This is a genomic window from Sorangiineae bacterium MSr12523, assembly GCA_037157775.1.
GTDB lineage: Bacteria > Myxococcota_A > Polyangia > Polyangiales > Polyangiaceae > Pendulispora > Pendulispora brunnea.
The window spans coordinates 3,609,989-3,634,086 of record CP089982.1; the positions used below are offsets into that span (position 1 = coordinate 3,609,989).

The following is a 24,098-nucleotide window of genomic DNA, read 5'->3' on the forward strand; positions in this document are numbered from 1 at the left end:
CGTCAATCCGCGCAACGTAGATTGCGAAGTGTGAAATACAGGTACAACCAATCACTGGGCGCGCGGTAGCAGCCTTCGGCATTGGTCAGCCGCGCGACGATGGCCGACATTTCCCAGCCATCCACCTCGTCGGCGGCGTAATCGGCTAGCCACAATGGAAGCCAGTCCCGCTCACGCCCGAAATCGCGCGCACGCTGGGCACCCAGCGTGAGCCGCGGCTCGGTGCTCTCGTTCGCCCACGACCAGAGCCACGTGTTGCTGCGCGTCGACACACTGCCGACTTTCTCGAAATCGGCGAGTACGGGGGGGCGGTCGGCGAAGGTAAAGGTAAAAAGGCCCGTATCTTGGTCGTAGTGCCAAGTCTTGGCATCGCGAATACCGAATTGGGCATGCATCGCATCCTGGCGGCGCCCGAGCCACGCGCTGCTTTCCGTCACATAGGTCACATAGTTCTCGGAATCGCCCTCCGCGCGGCCCAGTGCCTCTTCGCCCCCATCCTGCCAAACGAACCAAGGTTCGCCTCGGCCCTTTCGTACCGCATGGTGGCCGCGCGGCATCTTCGAAATGGCGTTGAGCGTCGGGTCGCGGGCGACCGTGCACTCCAGACACGCGATGTGGATCCGGTCTTCCACATCGCCGTCCTCGCCATGGTCGCCCCCGCAGAGGAATTGCCAATCACCGTCATCTTGGTGAAAGACGTTGCGAGCATCGATTCGCCCCTGCACCACGTTGTCGCACGTGAAAATGCGGAGATTGCGTTCCTCCGGAAAGAGGAAAATATCCGCCTTCAAATGCCCTTGGTCGCCCGCGCCCATCGGAGATTCAGCGCTCCAGACTCTTCATGTAATTTCGCCACCCGCCGAAAGAGGTAATCTCGCGGTGTCCGCCCGATTCGAGTTCGCTCCGGCGCAGGATCATCGAAAAGGAAGAAGAGCCGTCGGCAAGTTTGATGATGCCGAATTCCAATTCGGGGGGCTCGTTCGGCAAAAGGTCGTCGCGCAACGTTTCCTCGGGAACGTCGTACACCTCGCCCTCGATGCTCGTATCGACGGAGGCGTCGGGGTAAAGTCCGGGAAAGGTGTCGCGTACCGAGAAAAAGCGATAGCCGGGGGCGGTGCGGGTCTTCATGACCAGCGGGGCGCCTTTGAGGTGGTGATGGAAGGGGCCACCTTCCATGGCTTGACCATTGAGGAACATGCGTGCCATTTGCGGCAAGCTTATCGCGTGCTCGCCCGCGGCAAAAGGGGAGGCACCGGCGACCCGCCCATCCACGCCAGGGCGCTTTCCAGCTTCGCGTGGGCGCCCGCCTCGACGATGTCGCCATGTGCCATCACCAGGCGGTCGAAGTCCCAAAGCAGCAAATCCCGAGCGCTCTGCGCAGCAGCGGCCCGGTCCTTGATCAAAAATTTCCACACCCGGCTCTGCCCGAGTTTCTTCCATACGCCGACGAGGCGCAGAAAGAACTGCAGCGACAAGCCCGGCGATGCGTGGACGTTGAAGACCAAGTCGGACACGACCAACGTCCGCGAGCGCGGATGGAAGAAGACGTGCTCCGCCAACGAAGGTGCTCCATCGATGCGACGCACCGCCACCGTTCCATCGAGGATCGGCCCCTCCGATGGCAATGCATCGAACAAGATGCCTTTGCTCTTACGCTCGAGCCCGGCCGGGCCGAACACGCGTGCGTTGGGCCAGCGCGCGATCGCATCCCGCAAGAAAAGGTGGTGCATGCAGTTCGGCGCCACGATGCTCGTCACCTTGCCCAGGCGCGAAATCGCGCGCGCCGTCTCGTCGTCCATGGCCAGCGGCGAGTGCACGAGCAGCTCGTCCCCCGTGAGGCGCAAGATCGTCGCCCGCGCCGGCATGCGCATGCCTCCGCTCAATCGAATGTCGCGCTCGAGGGTCCATAGATCGTCCGTGATGGTCCGCAGCATGTCGCGCCTCCGTGTCCAGATAGTCAAGCACGCCTGACTATATTGTCAAGGTTCCTTGACCATTGCCGCGAGCCCGTCGTATCCCCATGAGGAGATGCCCACGGATGCGTACCGCAAACAGCTCGAGGCGGAGAAGGCTCGTTCCACGGTGCAGCTTCTTTTCAAGGCGGCTCGCCTGCTCAACGAGCGCGCCATCGAACGCGTGCGCACGCGCTCGGGTCAACCGGTCCGCGTCGCGCACACGGCGCTCTTCCCGCACATCGATCTCGAGGGCACCCGTCTTACCGATATTGCAAAACGCCTCGGTGTGACGAAGCAGGCGGCCGGGCAACTCGTCGACGAGCTCGAGGCGATGGGCATGCTCGAGCGCGTTCCCGATCCGGCCGACGCCCGCGCCAAGCTCGTTCGCTACAGCAAACGCGGGCAAAAAGCCCTGCTCGATGGCCTCGCCGTTCTTGCCGAAATTGGCGATGAGATGCAGTCCATCATCGGAGCTTCACGCATGACCGCGCTCCACGAAGCCCTCACGGCCATCGTCGCCAGCTCGAAAGAGTAGGGAACACGACCGCGCTTCGGGTACCCGCTTTGCATCGGCCTCCCGACCGGAGGAGACCATGCTCTACCAACTTCGATTCGCGGTCTCGACGATGGCCGTTGCGATGGTGGCTTGCAGCAGCACCCCACAGCCCGTGGGCACCACCGAGACCACTGGGGCCGCATGGATGGACATCGACGGTGCGGTGCACGCGCTTGCTGCCGCGCGTTGCGATCGCCAATCTGCTTGCAACCGCGTCCCGGATCGCAATGCGTGCGTCCTCGAGGGCCACCGAGCGACGCAGACCGAGCTGGAGACCCGCGGCTGCTCAGGCGCCATCGAGCACCGCGCCTACGAGGAATGCCGTCAGGCCCTTGCGCAGGAGCCGTGCGGCGACTCCCGCGCGAGCATTCCTCAGGTAAAAGAATGCCGCGCCGAAAAGCTCTGCGTCCGGCTGCAACGGGGCTCGCTCGGAGGGTGAGCTGGCCTATGATGCGCGGATGGGAATCGACGCCGTAGCCGTTCTTCGAATCGCCCCCTCGCGCCTTCACGCGGAGCTCGCACCAGCGCCGAACGCGCCCACGGCGTTGCCCGATCTTCTCTTTGCCGGGAAGAACGGGATACCCGTGCGCGTGCGCCCGCTCGCGGACGCCGTGAGCATCGTCACCGGTGCGCCCTTCGCGACGCCGGGCGACGAGCTCGCGCTCCTCGTGCGGCAGCTTCTCGGGCCGCTCGTCGACGAGCACCGCGATCCGCGCGGCATCTTCGTCGTTCCCGACGTGGCCGCGCGCGGTCCGAGCACCGAGACGTACGAGGCATTGGTCGAGCGCGTGGGCGATGCCGGCGAGTGGACCCGAGTCGTGCCGGACGGCTACGTGCCCGAGCGGCTGCGCAACGCGCCCGCGGGAAGCTTGGACGCGGCCCTCGGTGAGATCATGGGCGCGCTGGATCCCGCCCTCGTGCAGCAGATGACCCGCGCCGTCTTCTCCGGCGATCCCCAAGCCTTTGCCGATGCGCAGTCGAACCTCGAAAAGGCGCTCCCGCAAATAGGTGGAGTAGGTGGAATGGGTGGCCTCGAGGACGCGGTGAAGAAACTGATGGGCAACGTTCCCAATGCTCCGCTGCCCGGGCAGGTCCCGGTCATGCCGGCGATGCCCGATCTCTCCTCGGACGAGTTCCAGGCCGCCCTCAAGAAGGCGCAGGAAATGATGGCCGAGAATCCGGATCTGGAAGCGCTTCTTGGCGAGCTCCAGGGCAAGCTGCCGAAGTGACGGGATCGCCCGGCTAAAGCGGGCTCATACATAAATCGCGCGGTTTTTGCGCGCAGAAAAACGTCCGACGGGACCTTGTAATACTAAACGTCCAGTTTATGTTCTCCGTGTGTGAAACTGAACGATCAGTTTCCAAACAGAAAGTCGGAGAACCGTCATGAAATCGTTCCGCGTTGCCTCGTTGGTCGCCACCGTTGCCGTTGGTCTGGTTGGTTATTCGACGCAGGCCTTTGCCGAGTCGCCGTCGTCGACGAACTACGATCCTTCCAGCTATTACCAACCTTCCCCGAACTCGCGCCCGCTCGCCGTGCAGCCTCCCGTCAATGTCACGGGGCAAGTGGGGCAGGTGGGCGATGGCGTGCGCGTCCCCGCGAAATCCGTCTCCGTGGCCCGCGTGGCGAGCTTCGACCCGTCGAGCACGTACCAGCCTTCGCCGAACTCGCGGCCGCTCGCCGTGCAGCCTCCCGTGAATGTGACCGGCGTCATCGTCGACGGCGTCCGCTCCGAGAAGCCCGCCGCCTACGTGGCGAGCTTCGACCCGTCGAGCACGTACCAGCCTTCACCGAATTCGCGGCCGCTTGCCGTGGCACCCCCGGTCACCGTGACCGGCGCCATCGTGACCGGCACCAAGGCCGCGGCCGCCCCGAAAACCGTGGCGAAGCCCGTGGCTCCTTCGCGCCCCGTCGTCTTGACCGCGCCGACCAGCGCCATCACGCCGGCCAAGATCGAGAACACCTCCACCGTGAGCCTCTATCAGCCTTCGCCCAACGCCCGCCCCTTCGCGTTGACGTTCCCGACGGTGGTGGCCATGCACAACGAGAAGCCGGTGGCGGGCACCTATGTTGCGTCCACCGCGAGCTTCTACGAGCCTTCGCCGAACGCCCGCCCTGCGGTGACGCGGAGCGCCAGCATCCAGCTCGCGAAGACCTCGGTCCACTGAAGGAAAAAAGCCCGAAAAAAATTTCCGAAGCAAAAAACTGTACGTATAGTTTCTATAATCGCCAACCCTCAACCCGTGTCGTGATGATGGCCAAGAACGCATCCAGCATTGCCCCGCCCGAGTCCAAGCCTCGAGGACGTCAACGCAGCAGCGAGTGCGAAGCCGCCATCCTGTCCGCAACAACGGAACTGCTGAAGAAAAAGTCGCTGCGTGAAGTGACGGCCGATGCCATCGTGCAGCGCGCCGGTGTGAGCAAGGCCACGCTTTACAAGTGGTGGCCCAACAAGAACCTGGTCGCGTTGGACGCGTTCCTCGCGAACATGCGGATCAACGTGGGCATCCCCGACACCGGCTCCGCCGTGGAGGATTTCAAGCAGGTGCTCGAAGCGGTCATCCACTTCTACACGAGCCCCGCAGGCAAGACCTTCCGCCAATTCGTGGCCGAGGGCCAAAGCGATCCCGAGTTTCTCGAAGTCTTTCGCCAACGGTTTCTCCGCACGCGGCGCCAGGAGACGAGCATCGTCTGGCAACGCGGTGTCGAGCGCGGCGAGATCCGTGACGACGTGGATATGGACATCGGCATGGACCTCATCTTCGGCCCCATGATTTATCGCCTGCTTTCAGGCCACGCGTCGCTGGATGACGCGCACGCGGAGGCCATGATCGAAGTCGCCTTCCACGGCCTCCAAAAGAAGAAGACAGGATAGAATTTTACAGGTTCACACCAGCGGGTATTCGGCTGTGGTCGAGCTGGTTTATGCTCGCGCTTCCTATGAGGAAGCTACCGTTTTCGATTCTCGCGTTGGGTGCGTGTGTAGCTGCGGCCGCTCTGGGGGCGTGTGCCTCGGACGATACGCTCGTCCATGTCCCACCGACGACCGATGCAGGCACCGACGCCACGGTGACGGCCGATGCGGGGACCGATGCGGGTCCGGCAACGCTTTCCTCGATCAAGCACGTGGTCGTGATCTTTCTGGAGAACCACAGCTTCGACAACTTGTACGGCAGCTATCCCGGCGCCGAGGGCCTTGCCGCGGCCGGGACGAAAGGCGTGCAAGTCGATGCGACGAACACGCCGTATGCGAAGTTGCCGCAGAACGATCCCAACATTCCGGATAACCGGATCGACAACGGGCCGTTCGACTTGACCAAGTACGTGCCCAACGACAAGCAGACCACGAACGACGTGACGCATCGCTTTTACCACGAGCAGATGCAGATCAACGCCGGCAAGATGGACTCGTTCGCCGCGTACAACGACGACAGCAAGGGTCTGGCCATGGGCTTTTATCCGACGGCCAGTCTGCCCTTCGTGCAATTCCTGAATACGATTTCGTCGCAGGTCACGGTTTGCGACCATTTCTTCCACGCGGCGTTCGGTGGCTCCTTCTTGAACCACATTTGGCTCATCGCCGGCGCGACGCCTTATTTCGAGGGCGCGCCTGACTTCATGAAGGCGCAAGTCGACAGCAACGGGCGCATGACCAAGGATGGCATCCTGACGCCGGATGGCTATGCCGTGAACACGGTCTTTTCGGTGAATCTACCGCACCCGACGATCGACGAGACGAAGACGCGGTATCTGCCGAACCAGAAGGCGAAGGACATTCCCACGATTGGCGATCAACTGAGCGCCGCGGGCGTGGATTGGGCGTGGTACTCGGGCGGATGGAACGATGCGATCGCCGGCAACGCCGATCCGTTGTTTCAATATCACCATCAGCCGTTCATCTATTTCGAGAACTACGCCGATGGCACCGCGGCCAAGACGCAGCACCTGAAGGACGAGGCGGATTTCATCGCCGCGGCCAAGGCCGGGAAGTTGCCGGCGGTGTCCTTCGTGAAGCCGGTGGGCGTGGACAATGAGCACCCGAAGTACGCCAACATGGTGCGTGGACAAACCCACACCGTCGATTTGATCAAAGACGTGATGGGCAGCGCGACCTGGAACGACACGGCGATCATCGTCACCTACGACGAGAACGGCGGCTTCTGGGATCACGTGGCGCCGCCCACGACCGACAAGTGGGGCCCCGGCTCGCGCATTCCCGCGGTCATCATTTCGCCCTACGCGAAGGGCGGCATCGACTCCACGGTCTACGACACGACGGCGATTCTCAAGCTGATCGAGAAGCGCTGGGCTCTGCCGGACCTCAACGCGCGCGTCGGGGGCCAAGCCGATCTGTCCGCCCACGCCTTCAAGTTCGCGAATTAGAGGGGACCGCGTCTCTCTTAACGAGCGTACACCTCTTCGTCATCCTCGTTGCCCACGCCCACGAGGGCATCACCCTCGAAGCGGGCCAAGAAGCCTGGCGGCAAAGCGAGGACACGAAGGGCCGCGGGCCGCAGCCGAAATAGGGCAGCCAGAGGCACGATGGCGTAGTTCGCGGGGGCGTGGTCCTGGGGACCATTTTCCGCCGAGCCGAGGTACCAGCCCGAGTCGTTCGGCGAAGAAGGCTCCTGTCGCACCATGCAAAAGCGCTCTTGGTCGAGAGCCTCCTTGAGCACGGTGATGGTTTGGTCGATGCGGTAATCGCAAGGCTCGACCCCGATGATGCTGGTCACGCGGAGTTGTGCGGTGAGCAGGACCAGAGCCCCACTCACGTCTGCCATCCACGCTGTCCAAATGTCCTCCGCCCCGGGGGCCGCTCCCAACAGATAATCGGGCTGACGAACCTCCAGCCCACTTGGGGTCGGGCTGATGCGGAAGGGCAATCCACCGAAGAAAATGGTGGCGTCTGGCTTGGCATCGAGCTCGGCCAAAGTGTCGAGGAACGCGCGCGCTTTGTCCTCGAAGTCCGACCGGCACGTCAACGAGACGAGGTGATTTCCCAGCCTTGCGCGGTATGTTCCCAGTTCGTCATCCACGTTCGAGCCACCTCCTCCCGGTGATCTGTCGACCCACGCGCGCGTCGAGTTGTGCGAAAATCGGCCACCATGGACGCGACGTTTTGGATCGACCGATGGGCAGTGGGGAAAATCGCCTTTCACGAGGGCAACGCGAACACCTACCTGTCGCGCCACGTCGAGCGGCTTGGTGAGGCACGGCGCATCCTGGTCCCGCTTTGTGGCAAAGCGGAAGATCTCGCGTACCTCGCCGGACGCGGCCACCACGTCGTCGGCGTGGAGCTCGTCGAGGATGCAGCACGCGCCTTCTTCGCCGAGCACGGCGCCACGCCCGATGTCCGCCCGCGCGGTGCTTTCACCGCGTATTCGGCGGGCACCATCACCATCCTGGTGGGCGACATGTTCGCCACGACCCCCGAGGTGCTCGGTCCTGTCGACGCACTCTACGATCGAGCGGCTCTGGTAGCGTTACCGCCCGACATGCGCGCCCGCTACGCGCGCCATCTCCGCACCCTCTTGCCGTCCGGTGCACCGGGCCTGGTGGTCACCCTCGAGTACGACCAATCGCGCATCGATGGCCCCCCCTTCGCGGTCCTCGAAGCGGAACTGCGCGAGCATTACCGCGGCCTCACCGTCGAATTCCTGAGCCACGGCCCGAGCGTCGTGACGAAGTTCCGCGACGCCGGCATCGAGGGCAAGGACCGCTGCTTCTTCGTTCGCTATTGAGGCACACAACGATGAGTCGGTAGATCTCATCTGCCGATTCTCACGCAACGTCGAGCGAGCCCCGGACGACTTGGTTGCGGATGCAACGAGCCGAACGGCCACAGACCGCCTTTAAAGGCAAACGGCGACGAAGACCGAGTCTTCGTCGCCGCATGCATAAGTCTTCTTTCGAAAAGCGGAAATCTAGGCGATCAGAACTCGCCCTTCGCGTCGTTCGCCGCACCCTTGACGGCCTTGCCGAGCTTCTTGTAGGCGCCAGCGACGATCAGGAGAATGGCAACGAGGAGGAGGCCGTACTCGATGGCGGTCGCACCCTTCTCGTCCTTGACCAGCTGCATGATGTCTTTGTTCATAGGAATTCTCCTGGTTATCGTCGTTTTTTAGGGGGGGTACTGCGTCGTTGCGTGCTTCAGGAGATAGCTATTACACGCTCCGTGCCAGGCATCCGGACGCGAAATTCTCGAGAGATTTGCACGCAAAGCCCGAAAAGGCTGGACCGGGAGGGGTTCATTGAACGGCAAACGTGGAGGAATTGGGCGCGCGCTCGCGCGTCTGGTCATCGGCATACTCTTCGTCGTCGCCACCGGTCTCGCGGGCTGCAAAGCCTCGCTCGAGCCCGCGCGCGAGCTGCCGGCCGCCGCTCCGACGCTGGTGCGCCAGATCGTATTTCCATCAGGGCTGCGGGTTGTCGCCGAGCGAGATGCGACGTCGCCAGTGGTGGGGATCTTCCTGGTCGTCGGCGCAGGCTCGTCGAAGGATCCGGTGGGCAAAGAAGGCCTGGCCCACCTGGTCGAGCATCTCGCGTTTCGTTCCCGCCCCTTCGGGCGCTCGAGCCTTCGTCGCTTGCTAGAACGCGCCTACGCCGCCGACTGGAACGCGCAAACCACGATGGACGCAACGCTTTATAGCGAGCTTGGTCCGGCATCGGCCTTGGAGGAGCTGCTCCGGCTCGAGGGCGCTCGGATGCTCGCGCCAGTCGCGAACGTGACACCGGACGCATTCGCCCTCGAACTTCACGCCGTGCGCGGCGAATTGGCGGCACGCAACGAAACGGGTTTTTCTGGCGACGTGCTCGCATCCTTGCAACGAGCCGTATTCCCCGCGGGGCATCCGTACGCGCGGCCGAGCCTCGGAACGGAGGCGAGCCTGGGATCGATTCAGGAAAGCGATATTGCCTCGTTCATTCGCGCGCATTACCAGCCCGGGAACATGACATTGGCCATCCTCGGCGACATCGATCTCGCAACGATCGATCGCACGCTGGAGGGCGCGCTTCCTGCCGAGCTGCTCCATGCACCGAGTTCCGTGCATCGCATGCCGATTCCGGCGCAAGCCTCCGAGCCGCCCGCACCGCCCGCACCGCGTCTTTCGCATGCCATCGCACCGGCCGCCCATCCCGAGCTGTGGGTCGCTTGGTCACTGCCCCGTGCTGTCGATGCAAACGTCCATCTGGCACGGATGGTGGCCGATGGAGCCGGCATGCATTTCTACGCGAACGAGGATGACATCGCATCCATGAGCTCTCGGCTCGTTCCCGGCGCGGAAGCGTCCATGCTGGTCCTTCGCGTGGAGCTTCGCCGAGGGGAGAACCTCGACAAGACCCTCGATCGGGTACTCGAGATGGCGAAGGACGGCGGCGGCGAGGACGACGACGTATTTCGCCGTCGCAAGGAATTGGCGCTTGGCCAATTGTTCGAAGGAGAGGACCTGGTTCGCCGCGGGAAGGAGCGTGCCCTCACCACGCACTTTACCCAGAGTCCCACGACATATGGCAATGGCATCGACACATTGGTCCGGCTCGAGCAAGGCGCCTTCCTCGGATACGTGCGAAAGTACCTGGCGCCCGAGCGCGCCCGCGCCGTCTATGTTCCCGCAGCGCCCGATGGCGGCATCGCCGCGGCGAGACCCATTGGCAAGTACGCGGTGGGCGACGAAGATTTCGGTCCGTTGCCGATCGACGAGGCCCGATTGCGCGAGCTCGCGCCCGGTCTCGGGGCGAGCGCCTACCGGCGCATGTCGCTTCCGAACGGCCTCGATGTCATCATCGGCCGCCACGGCGGGTTGCCTCGTGTGGCCGTGCACTTCTTGCTCCGCGGCGGATATGCCACCGCGGCGCAACCGGCTACCGCCTACTCGGCGTTGGTGCTGGCATTCTTCGCCCACCCTCCGTCGGACGAGTCGGAGGTTCGACCGCGCGGCCAAGTTGCATTGGACAAGACGTACTTCGCGTTCGAAGGTCCGGCAGGACGGGTCGGCCCCATGCTCGCAGGGATGGGGCACCAAGTCCGAGACGCGAAGATCGACCCGCGCGTTCGAATGGCTTTGGACGGCCGGCGAGAGAGAGAGAGTTCCGAACTGATCGAACATCGTCGATTCATGAGGTCCCTCCTGGCCGCGACGAACGCCCACGGCCTCTGGCCAACCGACGACGAGCTTGCAACGTCGACCCACAAGGCCGCACAGGACTGGCTCGACGCCGTGCAGGTGCCGAACAATGGCACGCTGATCGTCATCGGCGACATGGACCCTACCGAAGTCGAACGACTCGTGCGAACGGAATTCGGGGGTTGGGCATCCGGCTCGAAGACCGCCTCCGTGGTTCCGCCGGGCTCACGCCGAGGAGGGCTCCAGGTGGTTGCATCGGAGGAAACGAGCGCACGGCAGTCGCAAGTGCGACTTGGTTGCATTCTTCCTCTCGCCACCAAGGCGTCGGATCTGCCCCGGCGCGATGTCGTGGCCCGGCTCGTGGAAGCTCGGCTCGCCGAAGTCGTCGCCGCCAAGTCGAATGCGCTCACCGACGTCGTTGCAACCGCCCACGTGCTTCGCGGCGGCACGTCGTACCTGGACGTCTCGACCGCGGTCGAACGAGACAAACTCGCGACCACGCTTGCGGCGATGAAGGAGGCATTGCGCAACCTCGCCGAAGGACCCCTCGACGTAAATGCACTCGCATGGGCCAAACTGCGTGCCGCACGCGCGCGCACCTTGGCGTACGGGACCAACGGCCAGGTCGCTTCCGCCGTGATGGAGGTGGCGAATCTCGGTTTTCCCCTGGAGAGCCTCGACCTTGCGGCACGCTACATTGCCGAGACGACGGCGAAGGACGTCCAGGATGACGTTCGCGCCTGCATGACGGAAGGCTTTTGAACAAAAGCAAAACGGCGACGAAGGAGCCTTCGTCGCCGCGTGCAAGTGAAGCGAAAACCTAGATGATCAGAACTCGCCCTTGGCGTCGTTCGCAGCGCCTTTGACGGCCTTGCCGAGCTTCTTGTAGGCGCCAGCGACGATCAGGAGAATGGCAACGAGGAGCAGGCCGTATTCGATGGCCGTCGCACCCTTCTCGTCCTTGACCAGCTGCATGATGTCTTTGTTCATAGGAATTCTCCTGGTTGTCGTCGTTTTTTAGGGGGTAGGTACTGCGGGTGCTGCGTGCTTCGGAGATTGGCTATTTTTAGGTATTACACGGTCCGTGCCAGCTGCCCGCGTGCGAATTTCTCGAGAAATTCGCATGCAAAAGCTCGAAAAGGCTGGACGAACATCGGTTCATTGAACGGCAAATGGCCGAGCAACACGGATTCGAGACGACAAAAAGCAAAACGGCGACGAAGAAGCCTTCGTCGCCGTGCGCATGTGAAGCGAAAAGCCTAGATGATCAGAACTCGCCCTTCGCGTCGTTCGCCGCACCCTTGACGGCCTTGCCGAGCTTCTTGTAGGCGCCAGCGACGATCAGGAGAATGGCAACGAGGAGGAGGCCGTATTCGATGGCGGTTGCACCCTTCTCGTCCTTGACCAGCTGCATGATGTCTTTGTTCATAGGAATTCTCCTGGTTATCGTCGTTTTTTAGGGGGGGGTAGGTACTGCGGGGTGCTGCGTGCTTCGGCGGCCCTTAGTACACGCTCCGTGCCAGCCCATCGGAGGCCGTCCCGCGCGCGATCTTCGAGGAAAATCGCCTATCCCACCCCACCCGCCGTGAACCGCGCCCCGTTCATTGGGGGGTCGGCGAGGATCCAAGAATCGCGAGCGCGGCGTCGTGAAGGCGGCCGTTCGACGTCAACACCGAGCCGCCCAGGCGGTTGGCACCCGATAGATCCGAGAACGCTCCCCCGGCTTCCTCGACGATGACCTTGAGCGGCGCCACGTCCCACGGATTCACGATGGCCTCCGCGGCAAGATCGATGGCCCCTTCGGCGACCAGGCAGTGCTGCCAGAAGTCCCCGAAGGCGCGCGTCTCCCAGACGGCATCGACCAGGGCCAGGTACTTCTCGCGCGAGTGGAACTCCACCCACGAATTGAGGTGCGTCGTCGACAGGTACGCATCCGACAGCGCCCCCACCGCCGAGACGGAGAGCTTGCGCGGCTCGCGCTTCTCGTCGGTCTGCTTGCGCGTCCAGGCGCCGTCGCCCAACGAAGCCCACCAGCGCTGGCCGAGGGCAGGGGCGCTCACCACGCCCACCACGGCGCGCCCGCCGTCGAGCAGCGCGATCAACGTGGCCCACGCGGGCACGCCGCGCAGAAAGTTCTTCGTCCCATCGATGGGGTCGAGCACCCAGGTTCGACCTTCGCCAATGCTGCCGCCGCGCTCCTCGCCCGCAACCGCATCATCGGGCCGCTCCTTGCCGATCAGGGCCCGAACGGCGTCTTCCACCGCCAGATCGGCATCGGTGACCGGCGTCCGATCGGGCTTGCGCTCCACGCGCAAATCGGATGCGCGAAAACGGGTACGGGTCACCGCGTCGGCCGCATCGGCCAAGCGCAATGCGAGATCGAGATCGCTTGCATAGGAAGTCATGCGCGCGATGGTACAAAACGAAACGGCGGCGAAGGGAAATCCTTCGCCGCCGCTAAGCTTCAAACGAGCCCTGCTCTAGCCGGCCAGAGGCCAGCGGTCCATCAGAACTCGCCCTTCGCGTCGTTCGCAGCGCCCTTGACGGCCTTGCCGAGCTTCTTGTAGGCGCCGGCGACGATCAGGAGAATTGCAACGAGGAGGAGGCCGTATTCGATGGCGGTTGCACCCTTCTCGTCCTTGACCAGCTGCATGATGTCTTTGTTCATAGGAATTCTCCTGGTTGTCGTCGTTTTTTAGGGGGGGTAGGTGCTGCGGGTGCTGCGTGCTTCGGAGAATAGCTATTACACGCTCCGTGCCAGGCATCCGCGCGCGAAATCCCCGGGAAATGTGCATGCGAAAGCCCGAAAAGGCTGGACGGACATCCGTTCATTGAACGGCAAATCAACGAGCGCGGTTACTTCGGTGTGCCTTGCGCGGATCGCGCATGGGACGCAGATCCGCGGACATCATGGCCCAACTCGAGATCGACCTATTCTCCGACATCGTCTGCCCCTGGTGCTTCATCGGCTCGCATCGGCTCGACCAAGTGCTCGCCTCGGAGGAGGACGTGGTGGTGAATTACCGCACGTTCATGCTCGACCCCACCATTCCGCCGGAAGGGGAGAGCATCCGCGACCGTCTGCGCCGCAAGTACGGTGTCGAGCCCGAGCGCGCCTTCGCGACCGTCGAGGCGGCGGCCCGCGAGAGTGGCCTCGTCCTCGATCTGTCGAAGCAGACGAAGATCTACCGCACGGAGGGCGCCCACACCTTGCTCCGCCACGCCGCGCCCAAGGGAACGCAACGCGCTTTTGCGCGAGCGCTCTTCGAGGCGCACTTCGTCGAGGCGCGGAACATCAGCGACATCGACACCTTGGCCAGCATCGCCACCCGCCACGGATTCGACGCCGACGAAGCCGTGCGCCTCGTCCGCGATCCGGAGGAGCGAACGCTCACGCACCAAGAGGCCCGCAACGCCAGCGACGGCGGCATCAACGGCGTCCCGTTCTTCGTCTTCGACGGAAGGCTCGCCGTCTCGGGCGCGCAAGCCGTCGAGGTTCTGCGCGCGGCCATCGACCGCGCGCGTGCACCCGCACAAAAGGCAAACGGCGCCGAAGGCCCATGAGCCTTCGCCGCCGTTTGGCAAAGTCTTTCTTAGGAAGCGATCAGAACTCGCCCTTGGCGTCGTTCGCAGCGCCTTTGACGGCCTTGCCGAGCTTCTTGTAGGCGCCGGCGACGATCAGGAGAATGGCAACGAGGAGCAGGCCGTACTCGATGGCGGTTGCACCCTTCTCGTCCTTGACCAGCTGCATGATGTCTTTGTTCATAGGAATTCTCCTGGTTATCGTCGTTTTTTAGGGGGGTACTGCGGGTGCTGCGTGCTTCGGAGGGCACCTAGTACACACTCCGTGCCAAGCCCTTCTGCGCGGGATTCTCGAGAAAAATGCCCCCGCAGGCCCTCCAGACGTGGACCCACCTCCGTTCATTGGGGGGTAATCGACGATCCAAAATGGGCCTATCGTCGCACCCGATGCGCCCTTTCACCGTCTTGTCCTCTCGTTCACGTGCGGCCCTCCTCGGCGTCCTCTCGTCCGCACCGTTCGCGTTTGCCGCGTTTGCCGCGTTTGCCGCGTTTTTCGCGTCCGGTTGCGGAGGCGCTTCCCCGGCGCCCTCCACACCGTCCGCGCACGGCCCGTCCACCACGGGCACGGGCGCCCAGGACACCGTGGCGCAAGCCCCGCCGGTGGCCGCCGCCGCACCGGTCGATCTCTCGACCTTGCCCAAGCAGCGCGCCATCGTGCTCCGCGCCGCGCGCCTCTTCGATGGAAAGGCCGACCGCGTCGTCGAAGGGGGCGTGGCCCTGCTCGTGGAAAATGGGCTCATCACGCAAGTGGGAAAGACGGTGACCGCGCCGGGTGACGCCGAGCAGATCGATCTCGGGGACAGCACCTTGCTGCCCGGTTTCATCGATGCGCACACGCACGTCACCGCCGAGGCGAGCGACAACTTTTACCGCGACAGCTACCAGTTCCTGCACCGCTTCCCGGCCGAGCAAGCGTTTTACGCGGGGGCCTCGGCGAAGAAGCTTCTCGATGCAGGCTTCACCACCATCCGCGATCTCGGCGCCGAGGAACTTCTCGACGTGGGCGTTCGCAACGCCATCGAAGCGGGCCTCACCCCGGGCCCGCGCATGCTCGTCGCCGTGCACCCCATCGGCGCGACGGGCGGTCACGCGGATCAAGATCCGTATCCGCCGGCGCGCATCAAGGAGCTCGGTGTTTACGAAGGCATCTGCAACGGCCCCGAATCATGCCGCGCGGCCGTTCGCGAGCAGGTGAAGTACGGGGCCGATCTCATCAAAGTCATGGCCTCGGGCGGCGTCTTGTCACTCGCGGACGCCGTCGATACACCGCAGCTCACGCTGGAGGAGCTGCGCGCGATCGTCGAGGAAGCGCATCGCCTCGGCAAGAAGGTCGCAGCGCACTGCCACGGCGACAGCGCCGCCAAGCTCGCGGTCACCGCGGGCGTCGACTCCATCGAGCACGCCTCGTTCTTGAAGCCGCCCACCCTGGCGTTGATGAAATCCAAGGGCACCGTGCTCGTGCCCACGTTCCTCGCCGGCGCGTACACCGGCGGCAAGTTGGACAAGTTCCCTCCGCCGATTCAGGCCAAGGCGAAGGCCGCGTTTGCAGCCCATGCGCAGATGTTCAAAGATGCCATGCGCGCCGGCGTCATCGTGGGCTTCGGCACCGACTCGGGCGTGTCGCCGCACGGCATCAACGCGCAGGAGTTCGCCCTGATGACCGAAGGCGGCATGAGCCCCGCCGCAGCACTTCGCGCCGCGACATCGGTCAACGCGACCTTGCTCGGCATTTCCGCGCAAACGGGATCCCTCGAAAAGGGCAAGCTCGCCGACGTGGTCGCGGTGCCGGGCAATCCGCTCAAGGACATCAAGCAGACCGAGCACGTTGCGTTCGTGATGCGTGCCGGCAAAATCTACAAGCGACCGGAACGAGGAATGTAAGCCGTGCGCGGCTACTTAACTCGACACCGGGGGCTCACCCACAATACTTGAACGCATGTTAACTTTGCAGAACGGCCGTCGCGCGCGGAGTGTGCTCGCGCTGGGCGCTGCCATCTTCATCTTGGGCATCACCGCGGCCGCGTGCGACGAGTTCATGAAACCGCGTCGCTACAATGGGCCGACGGGCAATCCTTTTCCCGATGGCGGCTACAGCGATGCTGGCGATGCAGGGCCTTACGATCCGTTCGCTTGCCAGGCCTGCGTTCAGCCCATGTGCAATGTGCAACAGACGTACTGCAATCAGAGCACGACCTGCCTGAACCTTCAGCAAACGATCCTTGCGTACTGCTACGACTACGATCTGGTGTGCGCGCAGAATTACATCAACCAGGCTGCGGGTGATCCGCAGGGTCAGCAGCTGTATGTCAATTTGCTGAATTGCGAGCGCAACTACACGTGCTCGTCGTGCCGTGACGAGTGCCAGCCGCCCGCCTCGTACTGCCGCTGAACGTGATACGTTGTAATGATGTCGATCGACATCAATCTTCTGACTCGCGCACGTAGTGCAGCGAAGGCCGTTTCGGAGCTGTCCCCACGCCGGACGTATCCTTCTCGGCGTGGAGACGGATACGTCGATGCTGTAAAGCCTAAAGCCGGTACGCGCCGATGATGTCCGAGTAATCGTCGGTCCAGACGCGCATGCCCTCCTTCGCGTGGACCTCCTGGTACCCGCGCTGGACGAGCGGCTCGAGCGTCGCGGCGTTCTCGGACATCACGAGCCAGGTGGAGGGCTGGAGCCCGTCGTCGAGCAGCTCTTTGCTCGGCGACAGAAGGCTCTTGCCCACCAGGTGCAGCGCGCGATCGCCCGCGACATTGGCCATTACGGGGCCGAGTCGCAAAAAACGATTCGAAATGTGGAACGCGAGAAGCCCATCGGGCTCGAGTTTGCGCTTGTACAAATCGATGGCCTCGCGCGTGAGCAAGTGAACCGGGACGGCATCGGAGCTGAAGGCATCGAGCACGATGAGCGAGAACGACGCATCCGCCGCCTCCTCGATGCGCAGGCGTGCATCGCCCACCTCGACGCGCAGCCCGCGATTGTTGGGGAACGCGTCGGACAGATACGTGAAGAGGCTCGGCGTCTGGGCGACGCGCACGACGGCGGGGTTGATCTCGTAGAAGGTCCAGGTTTGCTCGGGCTTGGCGTACGCCGCCATGGTTCCCGCGCCGAGGCCGACGACGCCGACGGAATGGAGCCGATCGCCGTAAGCCTGGAACACGTCACCCAGCGGTCCGCGGCGATGGTAGTAGGCGAGGGGATCGCGCCGTCGCTCGGGGGCGGTGAACTGGATGCCGTGGATGATGTTGCCGCTCGAAAAGACGTGGAAGCCTTTGTTTTCGGCGACGCGGATGACGCCGAAGAAGTTGCGGTCGATGTACAGAAGCCCAGACATAGCCCCGGTGTGCAGGCCGGTCGCGAGCAGGATGGCCCCGATGCCCAACGCAAAGCGCGGGACGTGAATGCGCGAGGCGTAATTGAGGACGAACGGAATGGCCACGGCGAGCACGTAGAGGGGTGAATCGGTGAGGTCGCGCTTCTCGCCGAAGTAGAGGACGGCGAAGAGGAGCGCCCCGATGCCGATGGGGATGACCGCATCGAGCAGCCGTGCGCGCGCCGACGGTTCCTTCTTTTTGGCGACGACGCGGCAGAGCGCGGCGAGCACCAAGGCGATGGGGAACTCCATGGCGCGCGAGAAGAACGTCGGTGCGACGACCCCATTGAGAAGCCCGCCGAGGGCACCGCCGATGGAGAGCCAGAGGAAGAAGTCCGTCAGCTCGCTCGCATCCGGGCGCAGTCGGACGAGCCGCACATGGCAAAAGAGCGCGACGAAGAAGAAGGTTGCAAGATGCACCAAAATGGTCGACCACGCCCCGCCGAGAACGCTGGCCGCCACCGACAGCGTGAGCCCGATGACGATGGCGCGGTCGAGAACCGCATCGCTGAAGAGCTGCCGGTTGGCGAAGACGAGGATGAACGTCACCAAATAGAGCAAGAGCGGCAGCACCCAAAAGAGCGGAATTGGTGCCACGTCGGTGGTGATGAACGTGGTGACCCCCATCATGTACGTGGACGGCACGAACGCGAGGGCAGCCCACGTGAGCCGCGAGCGCCAGCGGACGCGCTGCCTCCGCTCCGACGGCGTCTCATCGGGCCGCGGGGTCGATGGCGCAGGCTCCGGATCACCCGGCCGGCGCGGCATGAGCAGCGGCAGGGCCGACATGGCCACCAACACGACGAAGGCGAAATACCCATTGTGCCAAACGGCGAATTGGCGCCTCAATCCGACGAATGGCTCGATGACGAAGGGATAGGCCGCCAGTGCCACCACGCTTCCCGCGTTGCTGGCGGCGTAGAGCACATAGGGATCGCGCCCGGCGCGTTTGGTGGGATGCGAGGGATCCGACGGCGGCAGCGCGGCGAACCAGCCTTGAAGCAGCGGGCCGCTCATCGAAAGAATGGCGAACGCCGGCCCCACCGTGCGCGCGAGCAAGATGAGAACGGAGAAGGTCGGGTTCGTGTCGTGGTTCCAGCTGCGCACCTGCTCCGAGTCGACCACCGCCGGCAATGCGAGCAGGGGCAGTCCTATCAAAACGAGCTGGACGAGCGCCTGCTTCCGGGCACCGAGCCAGCCCAGGGATGCATGTACATACATGTATCCAGCGAGCAGCAGCGCCTGGAAGAAGAGCATGCAGGAGATCCACACGGCCGGCGTCCCGCCGAGCAACGGCGTGATGGACTTGGCGACCATGGGCTCGATGGAGAAGAGCAGAAACGCGCTGGCAAACAGAGCAAGGGCGAAGCGGAGCCCGCGCTTCGAGTGCCGAGGGTCCATGCACGCGCCTTAGCCAGGGGCATGCCGTCACCGTGGGCGCGCGCAATTCTCAGTGTCAAAATCCGTTGCTCTGGCATCCATCCGCCGCGTCCGATTCGCGCTTCGTGATTTCTCGGACGCGTGATCGACAACCGGGCGTTCGGCGTGTTGGCCATTCGCGCGCGCCGCATGAACGGCGCGTGCGCCATGGTGGATCGACATGGTCTCTGCGGCTATGTGCGCGGAACCATTCGACCATCCAGCCGGACACCCGGCGTGGGTTTCGGTGACTACAGCCCCGAGCCCGGAAGCTTTTTCGTCGGGGTGGCCGAGCCGCCGCCACCCGAAGGACGCGGCGTATCGCGATGGCGATGCGACCGTTCTTCGGCCGGAGGCGCAGAGGTGGCGGAGCTGGCGGAGCTGGCGGAGACCGATGGTGCCGCCGGCGCACCCGCATCGACGGTGCCGACGTTCTCGATGGCGCCCGTGGTCTTCGCGGGCTCCGGAGCCGTCGTGGCCGATGCCGCAAGCGCGGAGGGCGCCGGTGCCGTCGCGGTCACCGTCGTCTCCGGCGGCGGCTTCGGGTTGCGGGCAGTGAGCTGGTAGATGCCGCCGATGGCGAGGACCGCACCAATCGCCGAGCCGGCGACGACGATCCAAATCACGGGCCCGAGCCCTCGCTTGGCCCCCTGCGTCGCCAGGCGACCGGCATCGTGAGGCCCCGTTGCATACGACGGATTCGCCGGCATGCCCGAATGGGCGAGGCTTCCCTGGCCGGCCTGGCCTGGGTGGTTTGGCTGCGGCAACGTGAGCGTCCTCGGGTGCCCCGGATCGGACGGCGCATCGACGGAGCTCATGATGGCCGTGCCACTTCGCTGCACGTCGGGCACGCCCGGCGGTGCGTACGTCCCCGTGGGCGCGTTGCGATCGACGGAAGCACCGCTTGCGGGATGCGGCGACGGCGGGCCGCGGAAGCTTGCCGCAGGCACGGGGGTGGGCCCACCGATGGTCATCGGCGAGGCCGCGGCATTCTCGTGCGTCTCCCCCGCGGCGGGCGGAAACGCACCCCCGCCGGAGCCATTGCCCTCGTCGAACTGGGTCGCCGCATCCGCCAGGCCGGCGGAGGGAGGGCGCACCGGTCCCGCGCCCGAGGATCCGGCCCCGGGAATCGAACCGCCAGCCCCGCCAGATGCCGAGTAGGCTTGCGGCTGCGGATAATCGCCCGTGCCGTGCCCGGACGCGCGCACACCGCTGCCGCCCTCCGAGCTGCGAAGCGGCTGCGGAGAAGGCTGCATCGCGGGGGCCGCACCTGCCCCAGGCCCCGCTTTGGGGGCCGCACCTGCAAGCGCAGAAGGATACGGCGGCGCGCCGCCCACGATGAGGGGCGCACCCGCCGGCGGCGGACTCGCTCCTCCACTCGCAGGCCGCGAGAACGACGCTCCGCTGATGCCCGGGCCACGCTGTTGTGCGCCCGGATCCGTGGAGAGATGGAACGGATCGTTCACCGTCTCGACCTGCGAGAGCGGCGCCATCTCCAGCGCGCCTTGCTGCGACTTGCGGAACCGATTCAACTCGGCGGCGAAGGTGAAGGCGTCATGCTGCCGATCCGCCGGATCCTTCGCCAGCGCACGGCGCACGATGTCTTCCAGCTGCCGCGGCACGCGGACGTGCCTCGCGATGGGCGGCGCGACCGTGTTGAGGTGCGCATGCGCAATTTCCGCGGTGGACGACAGATCGTCGAAGGGCCCGTAGCCGGTGATGATCTCGTAGAGGCAAAGCCCCGCCGCATAAATGTCCGTCTGCGCCGTGATGGGGCGCCCCGAGAGCTGCTCCGGCGCGGCGTAACGCAGGGTGCCGATGAAGCGATTGTGCCCGGTCTGCGTGTGCGTCTCGGGATCGGCCTCGGTCATGATGCCGAAGTCGAGCAGCTTGGTGACCGTGGTGCCGTCCGCGTCGCGGTGGAGGAAGATGTTCTCCGGCTTCACGTCGCGGTGGATGATGCGGTTTTCGTGCGCATGGTACAGCGCGTTGAGAAGGTCGATGCAGAGACGGCACGCCGTGTCGACGTTGAGTCGCGTCTTGTTGTCGAGCACCGTGCGGAGCGTGTGCCCGTTGAGCTTTTCCATCACCAGGTAGGTGAGACGCAGCGAGTCAGCGGTGACGTCCGCCGTGATGACCTGGACGATGTTGCGGTGCTCGAGCCGCGCGAGGGCCCGTGCCTCACGGCGCATGCGCTCGGCCAAATCCGCCCGAGAGGACAGCGATGCGTGCAGGGTCTTGAGCACGTACCGCTTCTCGATGTTGGTGTCCTCGACCTCGTAAACGGTGCCCATTCCGCCCGCGCCGAGGCGGCGAATGACCTTGTACTTGGTTCCAGGAATGAGAATCCCGCTGGGGTATTCGAAGTTATCGGTCATCCGTGCGCCTGCTCTGCTCCACCACCGTCCCCCTGACTCTTATTCGGCCGCTGCTTCGTTTTCTTTCGCTTCGTTCGCCTACTTGACGGAGTGCTGTGGGCAAAAAGCTGAAATCGAGTCGGTTCTCCTTGAGTCTTCCTTTTCTATCAGCTCTCGGGCCGTTCCGGCCACGCGTGCTTCGGATATTTCCGAGAAAGCTCCTTGCGGATCGAGGGGTAATGCCGCTCCCAAAAGCCCTTGAGGTCGCTTGTCACCTGTACGGCGCGCTGGTTGGGCGCGAGGAGATGAACGACGAGGGGGACCTTCCCGCCACCCACGCGCGGCGTTTCGTTCATGCCGAAGAAGTCTTGGAGGCGCGAGGCGATGTGCGGGGGTTTTTCCGGCTCGTAGTGAATTTTGACGCTTCTTCCTGCCGCCAACGTGATGCGCTCGGGGGCGAGTGCGAAGATGCGCGCCGTGGGACCCGGGCCCAGGTGTGTCTGGATGGCATCCACGAACGATGTCGCACGCAGCTCAGCAAAACTGCGTCGCCCCGCGCACTGCGCGAGCAAGACCTGGCGCAGGAACGCATCGTCCACCCGCGGGATGGAGGCATCGACGGTCTGGGCGAAACGGGCGCGCGCCACCCACGCATCGAGCGCCCCCTCGGGAGCGAATCGCGCCAGGCTGGCCATGCCATCGGCGAGCACGGCTTCGGCAAGTAGCTCAGCCGCCTTTGTGTCGTCCGGCCGATTGGCCGGCGATTCATCGAGAACAAGGCCTTCATAGCTCATCGAGCTCACCGACTCGACGCGCTCCGAGGCGCGCACGAAGGTCGTGCGGGTGCTCTCGACGATGCGATCGGCGAAGAACTCGATGAGCCAATCCGGCTCGATGGCGCTGGCGATGCGCACGGACTTGTCGTCCGCATCGACGGCGACGAGCCACGGGGCATCGCGCACGACGCTCGCCTCGGAGAGCTCCGCGCGGCCTCCGCCGGACATGGCCAGCGTCCTTCCGCGCACGCGCCGGGCAACGCGATCGGGGTAGCCGGCGAGCACGCACTTCAGCAAATCGGTGTCAGTTCTGCGTTGAAAGTCGGGCGTCGCGAGCGACGCACCTCCGGGCTCGCTCTTCTTCGGCCGGCCGATGCGCCGCAGCTGTTTGTGCGCGCGATCCACGGCGAACGTGGCGCCCGGATCGAGCCCGATGGCGCGCACGATGTTCGGCGCGAAGCGCGTCTCTTGGGCCTCGCGAAAGAGGTCGCGCATCTGCAAAAGATCCGAATCCTCGGTCGCAACGTCGTGGGCCGGATCGCGACCGAACCCGCGATCGAAACGGGCGCGCCCGGCCGTGCGCACATCGCGCTCGCCCAAGAGCGCGGCGAGCACCGTGGCGTCGTCGAAAACGCCGCGCTCCTCGGCCTCCACGAGGAGACGTGCGGTTCGCGGATGAAGGGGAAAGCGCAGCATGCGATGGCCAATGGGCGTCACATCGCCCTTTGCATCGAAGGCACCCAGGCGCGTGAGCAGCTCCTCCGCCGAGGCCAGCGCCGCCGGCGGCGGTGCATCGAGCCACGTCAGATCGCGGTCGACCTTTCGCGCGCGCAACTCGAGCAAAAGCTCCGCCAGATCGAGCCGCGCAATCTCGGGCGGTTGATGCTCGGGGCGGCGTTCGAAGTCGATCTTCGTGTAAAGCCGCACGCACACGCCGGGGCGCGTTCGTCCGGCACGCCCCGCGCGCTGCGTGGCGGATGCGCGGCTTACTTTTTCGATGCGCAGCCGCGGCAGCCCCGACCAGGGATCGTGGCCCATCACGCGCGCGAGGCCACTGTCGATGACCGCCACCACGCCGTCGATGGTCACCGAGGACTCGGCCACGTTGGTCGCGAGGATCACCTTGGGCCGATCCGCCGGACGAATCGCCCGATCTTGCTCCGCCGGCGAGAGATCGCCGTGGAGCGGCAGCACGAGCAACCCGCGCTCCGCCGCCAGCTTTTCCAGCGCTTCTTGCGCCCGCCGGATCTCGCGCGCGCCGGGGAGGAACACCAGCGCGTCGCCGTCCATCGGGAGGGCCCGGATGGCGGAGGCAACCTGCAGCTCCAGTGGCCGATCGTCGGCGCCGGTGGCGTGCTCGATGCGCACATCGAACCGCTTTCCCTCCGAGCGAAGCGATTTGCAGCCGAGGAACCGCGCCGCGGGCTCCGCATCCAACGTGGCGGACATGAGCACCAGGCGCAGATCCGGCCGCGAGGTCCGCTGCAGGTGCCGCAGGTAAGCGAGCGCCACGTCGCCGTGGAGATGGCGCTCGTGAAATTCGTCGAGCACCACCGCGCCCACGCCGGCGAGCTCGGGATCGCGCACGAAGCGCCGCGTGAGGATGGCCTCGGTGACGAAGCGAAGGCGCGTTTTCGGGCCCGTCACGTCCTCGAACCGCACCTGGTAGCCTACGGTTTCGCCCGCCGTCTCACCGAGCTCCTCGGCCACGCGCCGCGCCGCGAGCCTTGCCGCCAGCCGGCGCGGTTCCAGCACGATGATCTCCCCGCCCGACGCGAGAGAGGTGGGCGAGCGAGGCGACGGGTGTTCGAGAAGCGCCCGTGGAACGCGCGTCGTCTTACCGGCGCCGGGTGGCGCCTCGAGAACGAGGCTCGACTCCTCGTCGAGGGTCCGCACGATCTCGGGCAAAAGTGGGTCGATTGGAAGCGTGGGAAGCGAATGCACGGGCAAGC

The 24,098-nt window shown here is 64.7% G+C and carries 24 protein-coding genes; 11 read left to right on the forward strand and 13 right to left on the reverse strand.

The features are described from left to right. Positions 1-2: 2 nt before the first annotated feature. From LZC95_14530 to LZC95_14540, 3 genes are read right to left on the reverse strand one after another with little or no spacing between them, the layout of a single operon-like run. Positions 3-815 carry a hypothetical protein gene (locus LZC95_14530; GenBank protein WXA98044.1) on the reverse strand — a complete coding sequence of 271 codons (813 nt, stop codon included), beginning with the start codon at positions 813-815 and terminating at the stop codon, positions 3-5. A gap of 7 nt (positions 816-822) precedes the next feature. Beyond that, positions 823-1,206 (reverse strand): gamma-glutamylcyclotransferase, encoded by a 384-nt coding sequence (locus LZC95_14535; protein WXA98045.1) that lies wholly within the window; start codon positions 1,204-1,206, stop codon positions 823-825. 11 nt (positions 1,207-1,217) lie between these two features. Next, positions 1,218-1,934 (reverse strand): DUF4336 domain-containing protein, encoded by a 717-nt coding sequence (locus LZC95_14540; protein WXA98046.1) that lies wholly within the window; start codon positions 1,932-1,934, stop codon positions 1,218-1,220. 55 nt (positions 1,935-1,989) lie between these two features. Between LZC95_14540 and LZC95_14545 the strand changes: the two genes are divergently transcribed. From LZC95_14545 to LZC95_14570, 6 genes are all read left to right on the forward strand, one after another. After that, positions 1,990-2,490, forward strand: a complete 501-nt coding sequence (locus LZC95_14545; protein ID WXA98047.1) for a MarR family transcriptional regulator — start codon at positions 1,990-1,992, stop codon at positions 2,488-2,490. Between the two features lie 58 nt (positions 2,491-2,548). Further along, positions 2,549-2,950, forward strand: coding sequence for a DUF6184 family natural product biosynthesis lipoprotein (locus LZC95_14550; protein ID WXA98048.1), 402 nt, complete (start codon positions 2,549-2,551; stop codon positions 2,948-2,950). 19 nt (positions 2,951-2,969) lie between these two features. Next, complete coding sequence (locus LZC95_14555) at positions 2,970-3,740, forward strand: hypothetical protein (protein ID WXA98049.1); 771 nt, start codon at positions 2,970-2,972, stop codon at positions 3,738-3,740. 157 nt (positions 3,741-3,897) lie between these two features. Continuing rightward, on the forward strand, positions 3,898-4,680 hold the full coding sequence (locus LZC95_14560; GenBank protein WXA98050.1) for a hypothetical protein: 783 nt from the start codon (positions 3,898-3,900) through the stop codon (positions 4,678-4,680). An 83-nt stretch (positions 4,681-4,763) separates the two neighbouring features. Continuing rightward, a complete protein-coding gene (locus LZC95_14565; protein WXA98051.1) occupies positions 4,764-5,387 on the forward strand; it encodes a TetR/AcrR family transcriptional regulator in 624 nt (207 codons plus the stop codon). A 65-nt stretch (positions 5,388-5,452) separates the two neighbouring features. Continuing rightward, entirely contained in the window at positions 5,453-6,895 is a 1,443-nt protein-coding gene (locus LZC95_14570) for an alkaline phosphatase family protein (GenBank protein ID WXA98052.1), read from the forward strand. A gap of 17 nt (positions 6,896-6,912) precedes the next feature. Here LZC95_14570 and LZC95_14575 read toward each other — a convergent pair whose 3' ends face one another. Continuing rightward, positions 6,913-7,548: a hypothetical protein gene (locus LZC95_14575; protein WXA98053.1), complete on the reverse strand. Its 636-nt coding sequence runs from the start codon at positions 7,546-7,548 to the stop codon at positions 6,913-6,915. 69 nt (positions 7,549-7,617) lie between these two features. Between LZC95_14575 and LZC95_14580 the strand changes: the two genes are divergently transcribed. Continuing rightward, a complete protein-coding gene (locus LZC95_14580) occupies positions 7,618-8,253 on the forward strand; it encodes a thiopurine S-methyltransferase (GenBank protein ID WXA98054.1) in 636 nt (211 codons plus the stop codon). A gap of 191 nt (positions 8,254-8,444) precedes the next feature. On the opposite strand, the gene LZC95_14585 is transcribed toward LZC95_14580, so the two are convergent. Beyond that, positions 8,445-8,606: a Flp family type IVb pilin gene (locus LZC95_14585; protein WXA98055.1), complete on the reverse strand. Its 162-nt coding sequence runs from the start codon at positions 8,604-8,606 to the stop codon at positions 8,445-8,447. Positions 8,607-8,763: 157 nt separating this feature from the next. On the opposite strand from LZC95_14585, the gene LZC95_14590 reads away from it, so the two are divergent. After that, positions 8,764-11,400 (forward strand): insulinase family protein, encoded by a 2,637-nt coding sequence (locus LZC95_14590; protein ID WXA98056.1) that lies wholly within the window; start codon positions 8,764-8,766, stop codon positions 11,398-11,400. A 66-nt stretch (positions 11,401-11,466) separates the two neighbouring features. Here the strand turns inward: LZC95_14590 and LZC95_14595 are convergent, their stop codons facing one another. The 4 genes from LZC95_14595 to LZC95_14610 form a co-directional block, all read right to left on the reverse strand. Further along, on the reverse strand, positions 11,467-11,628 hold the full coding sequence (locus LZC95_14595) for a Flp family type IVb pilin (GenBank protein WXA98057.1): 162 nt from the start codon (positions 11,626-11,628) through the stop codon (positions 11,467-11,469). 277 nt (positions 11,629-11,905) lie between these two features. Continuing rightward, complete coding sequence (locus tag LZC95_14600; GenBank protein ID WXA98058.1) at positions 11,906-12,067, reverse strand: Flp family type IVb pilin; 162 nt, start codon at positions 12,065-12,067, stop codon at positions 11,906-11,908. Positions 12,068-12,239: 172 nt separating this feature from the next. After that, on the reverse strand, positions 12,240-13,043 hold the full coding sequence (gene hisN / locus LZC95_14605; GenBank protein ID WXA98059.1) for a histidinol-phosphatase: 804 nt from the start codon (positions 13,041-13,043) through the stop codon (positions 12,240-12,242). 101 nt (positions 13,044-13,144) lie between these two features. Beyond that, positions 13,145-13,306, reverse strand: a complete 162-nt coding sequence (locus LZC95_14610; protein ID WXA98060.1) for a Flp family type IVb pilin — start codon at positions 13,304-13,306, stop codon at positions 13,145-13,147. A 218-nt stretch (positions 13,307-13,524) separates the two neighbouring features. On the opposite strand from LZC95_14610, the gene LZC95_14615 reads away from it, so the two are divergent. Further along, entirely contained in the window at positions 13,525-14,202 is a 678-nt protein-coding gene (locus LZC95_14615; protein WXA98061.1) for a DsbA family oxidoreductase, read from the forward strand. Positions 14,203-14,242: 40 nt separating this feature from the next. Here the strand turns inward: LZC95_14615 and LZC95_14620 are convergent, their stop codons facing one another. Further along, positions 14,243-14,404: a Flp family type IVb pilin gene (locus tag LZC95_14620; GenBank protein WXA98062.1), complete on the reverse strand. Its 162-nt coding sequence runs from the start codon at positions 14,402-14,404 to the stop codon at positions 14,243-14,245. Positions 14,405-14,607: 203 nt separating this feature from the next. Between LZC95_14620 and LZC95_14625 the strand changes: the two genes are divergently transcribed. Next, complete coding sequence (locus LZC95_14625; GenBank protein WXA98063.1) at positions 14,608-16,101, forward strand: amidohydrolase family protein; 1,494 nt, start codon at positions 14,608-14,610, stop codon at positions 16,099-16,101. A 55-nt stretch (positions 16,102-16,156) separates the two neighbouring features. Beyond that, the gene (locus LZC95_14630) at positions 16,157-16,609 is read left to right on the forward strand and encodes a hypothetical protein (protein WXA98064.1); all 453 of its coding nucleotides are present in this window, start codon (positions 16,157-16,159) and stop codon (positions 16,607-16,609) included. 139 nt (positions 16,610-16,748) lie between these two features. On the opposite strand, the gene LZC95_14635 is transcribed toward LZC95_14630, so the two are convergent. From LZC95_14635 to hrpB, 3 genes are all read right to left on the reverse strand, one after another. Beyond that, positions 16,749-18,995, reverse strand: coding sequence for a fused MFS/spermidine synthase (locus LZC95_14635; GenBank protein ID WXA98065.1), 2,247 nt, complete (start codon positions 18,993-18,995; stop codon positions 16,749-16,751). A gap of 269 nt (positions 18,996-19,264) precedes the next feature. After that, positions 19,265-21,391, reverse strand: coding sequence for a protein kinase (locus LZC95_14640; protein WXA98066.1), 2,127 nt, complete (start codon positions 21,389-21,391; stop codon positions 19,265-19,267). 146 nt (positions 21,392-21,537) lie between these two features. Continuing rightward, positions 21,538-24,090 carry an ATP-dependent helicase HrpB gene (gene hrpB, locus LZC95_14645; protein WXA98067.1) on the reverse strand — a complete coding sequence of 851 codons (2,553 nt, stop codon included), beginning with the start codon at positions 24,088-24,090 and terminating at the stop codon, positions 21,538-21,540. Positions 24,091-24,098 lie beyond the last annotated feature (8 nt).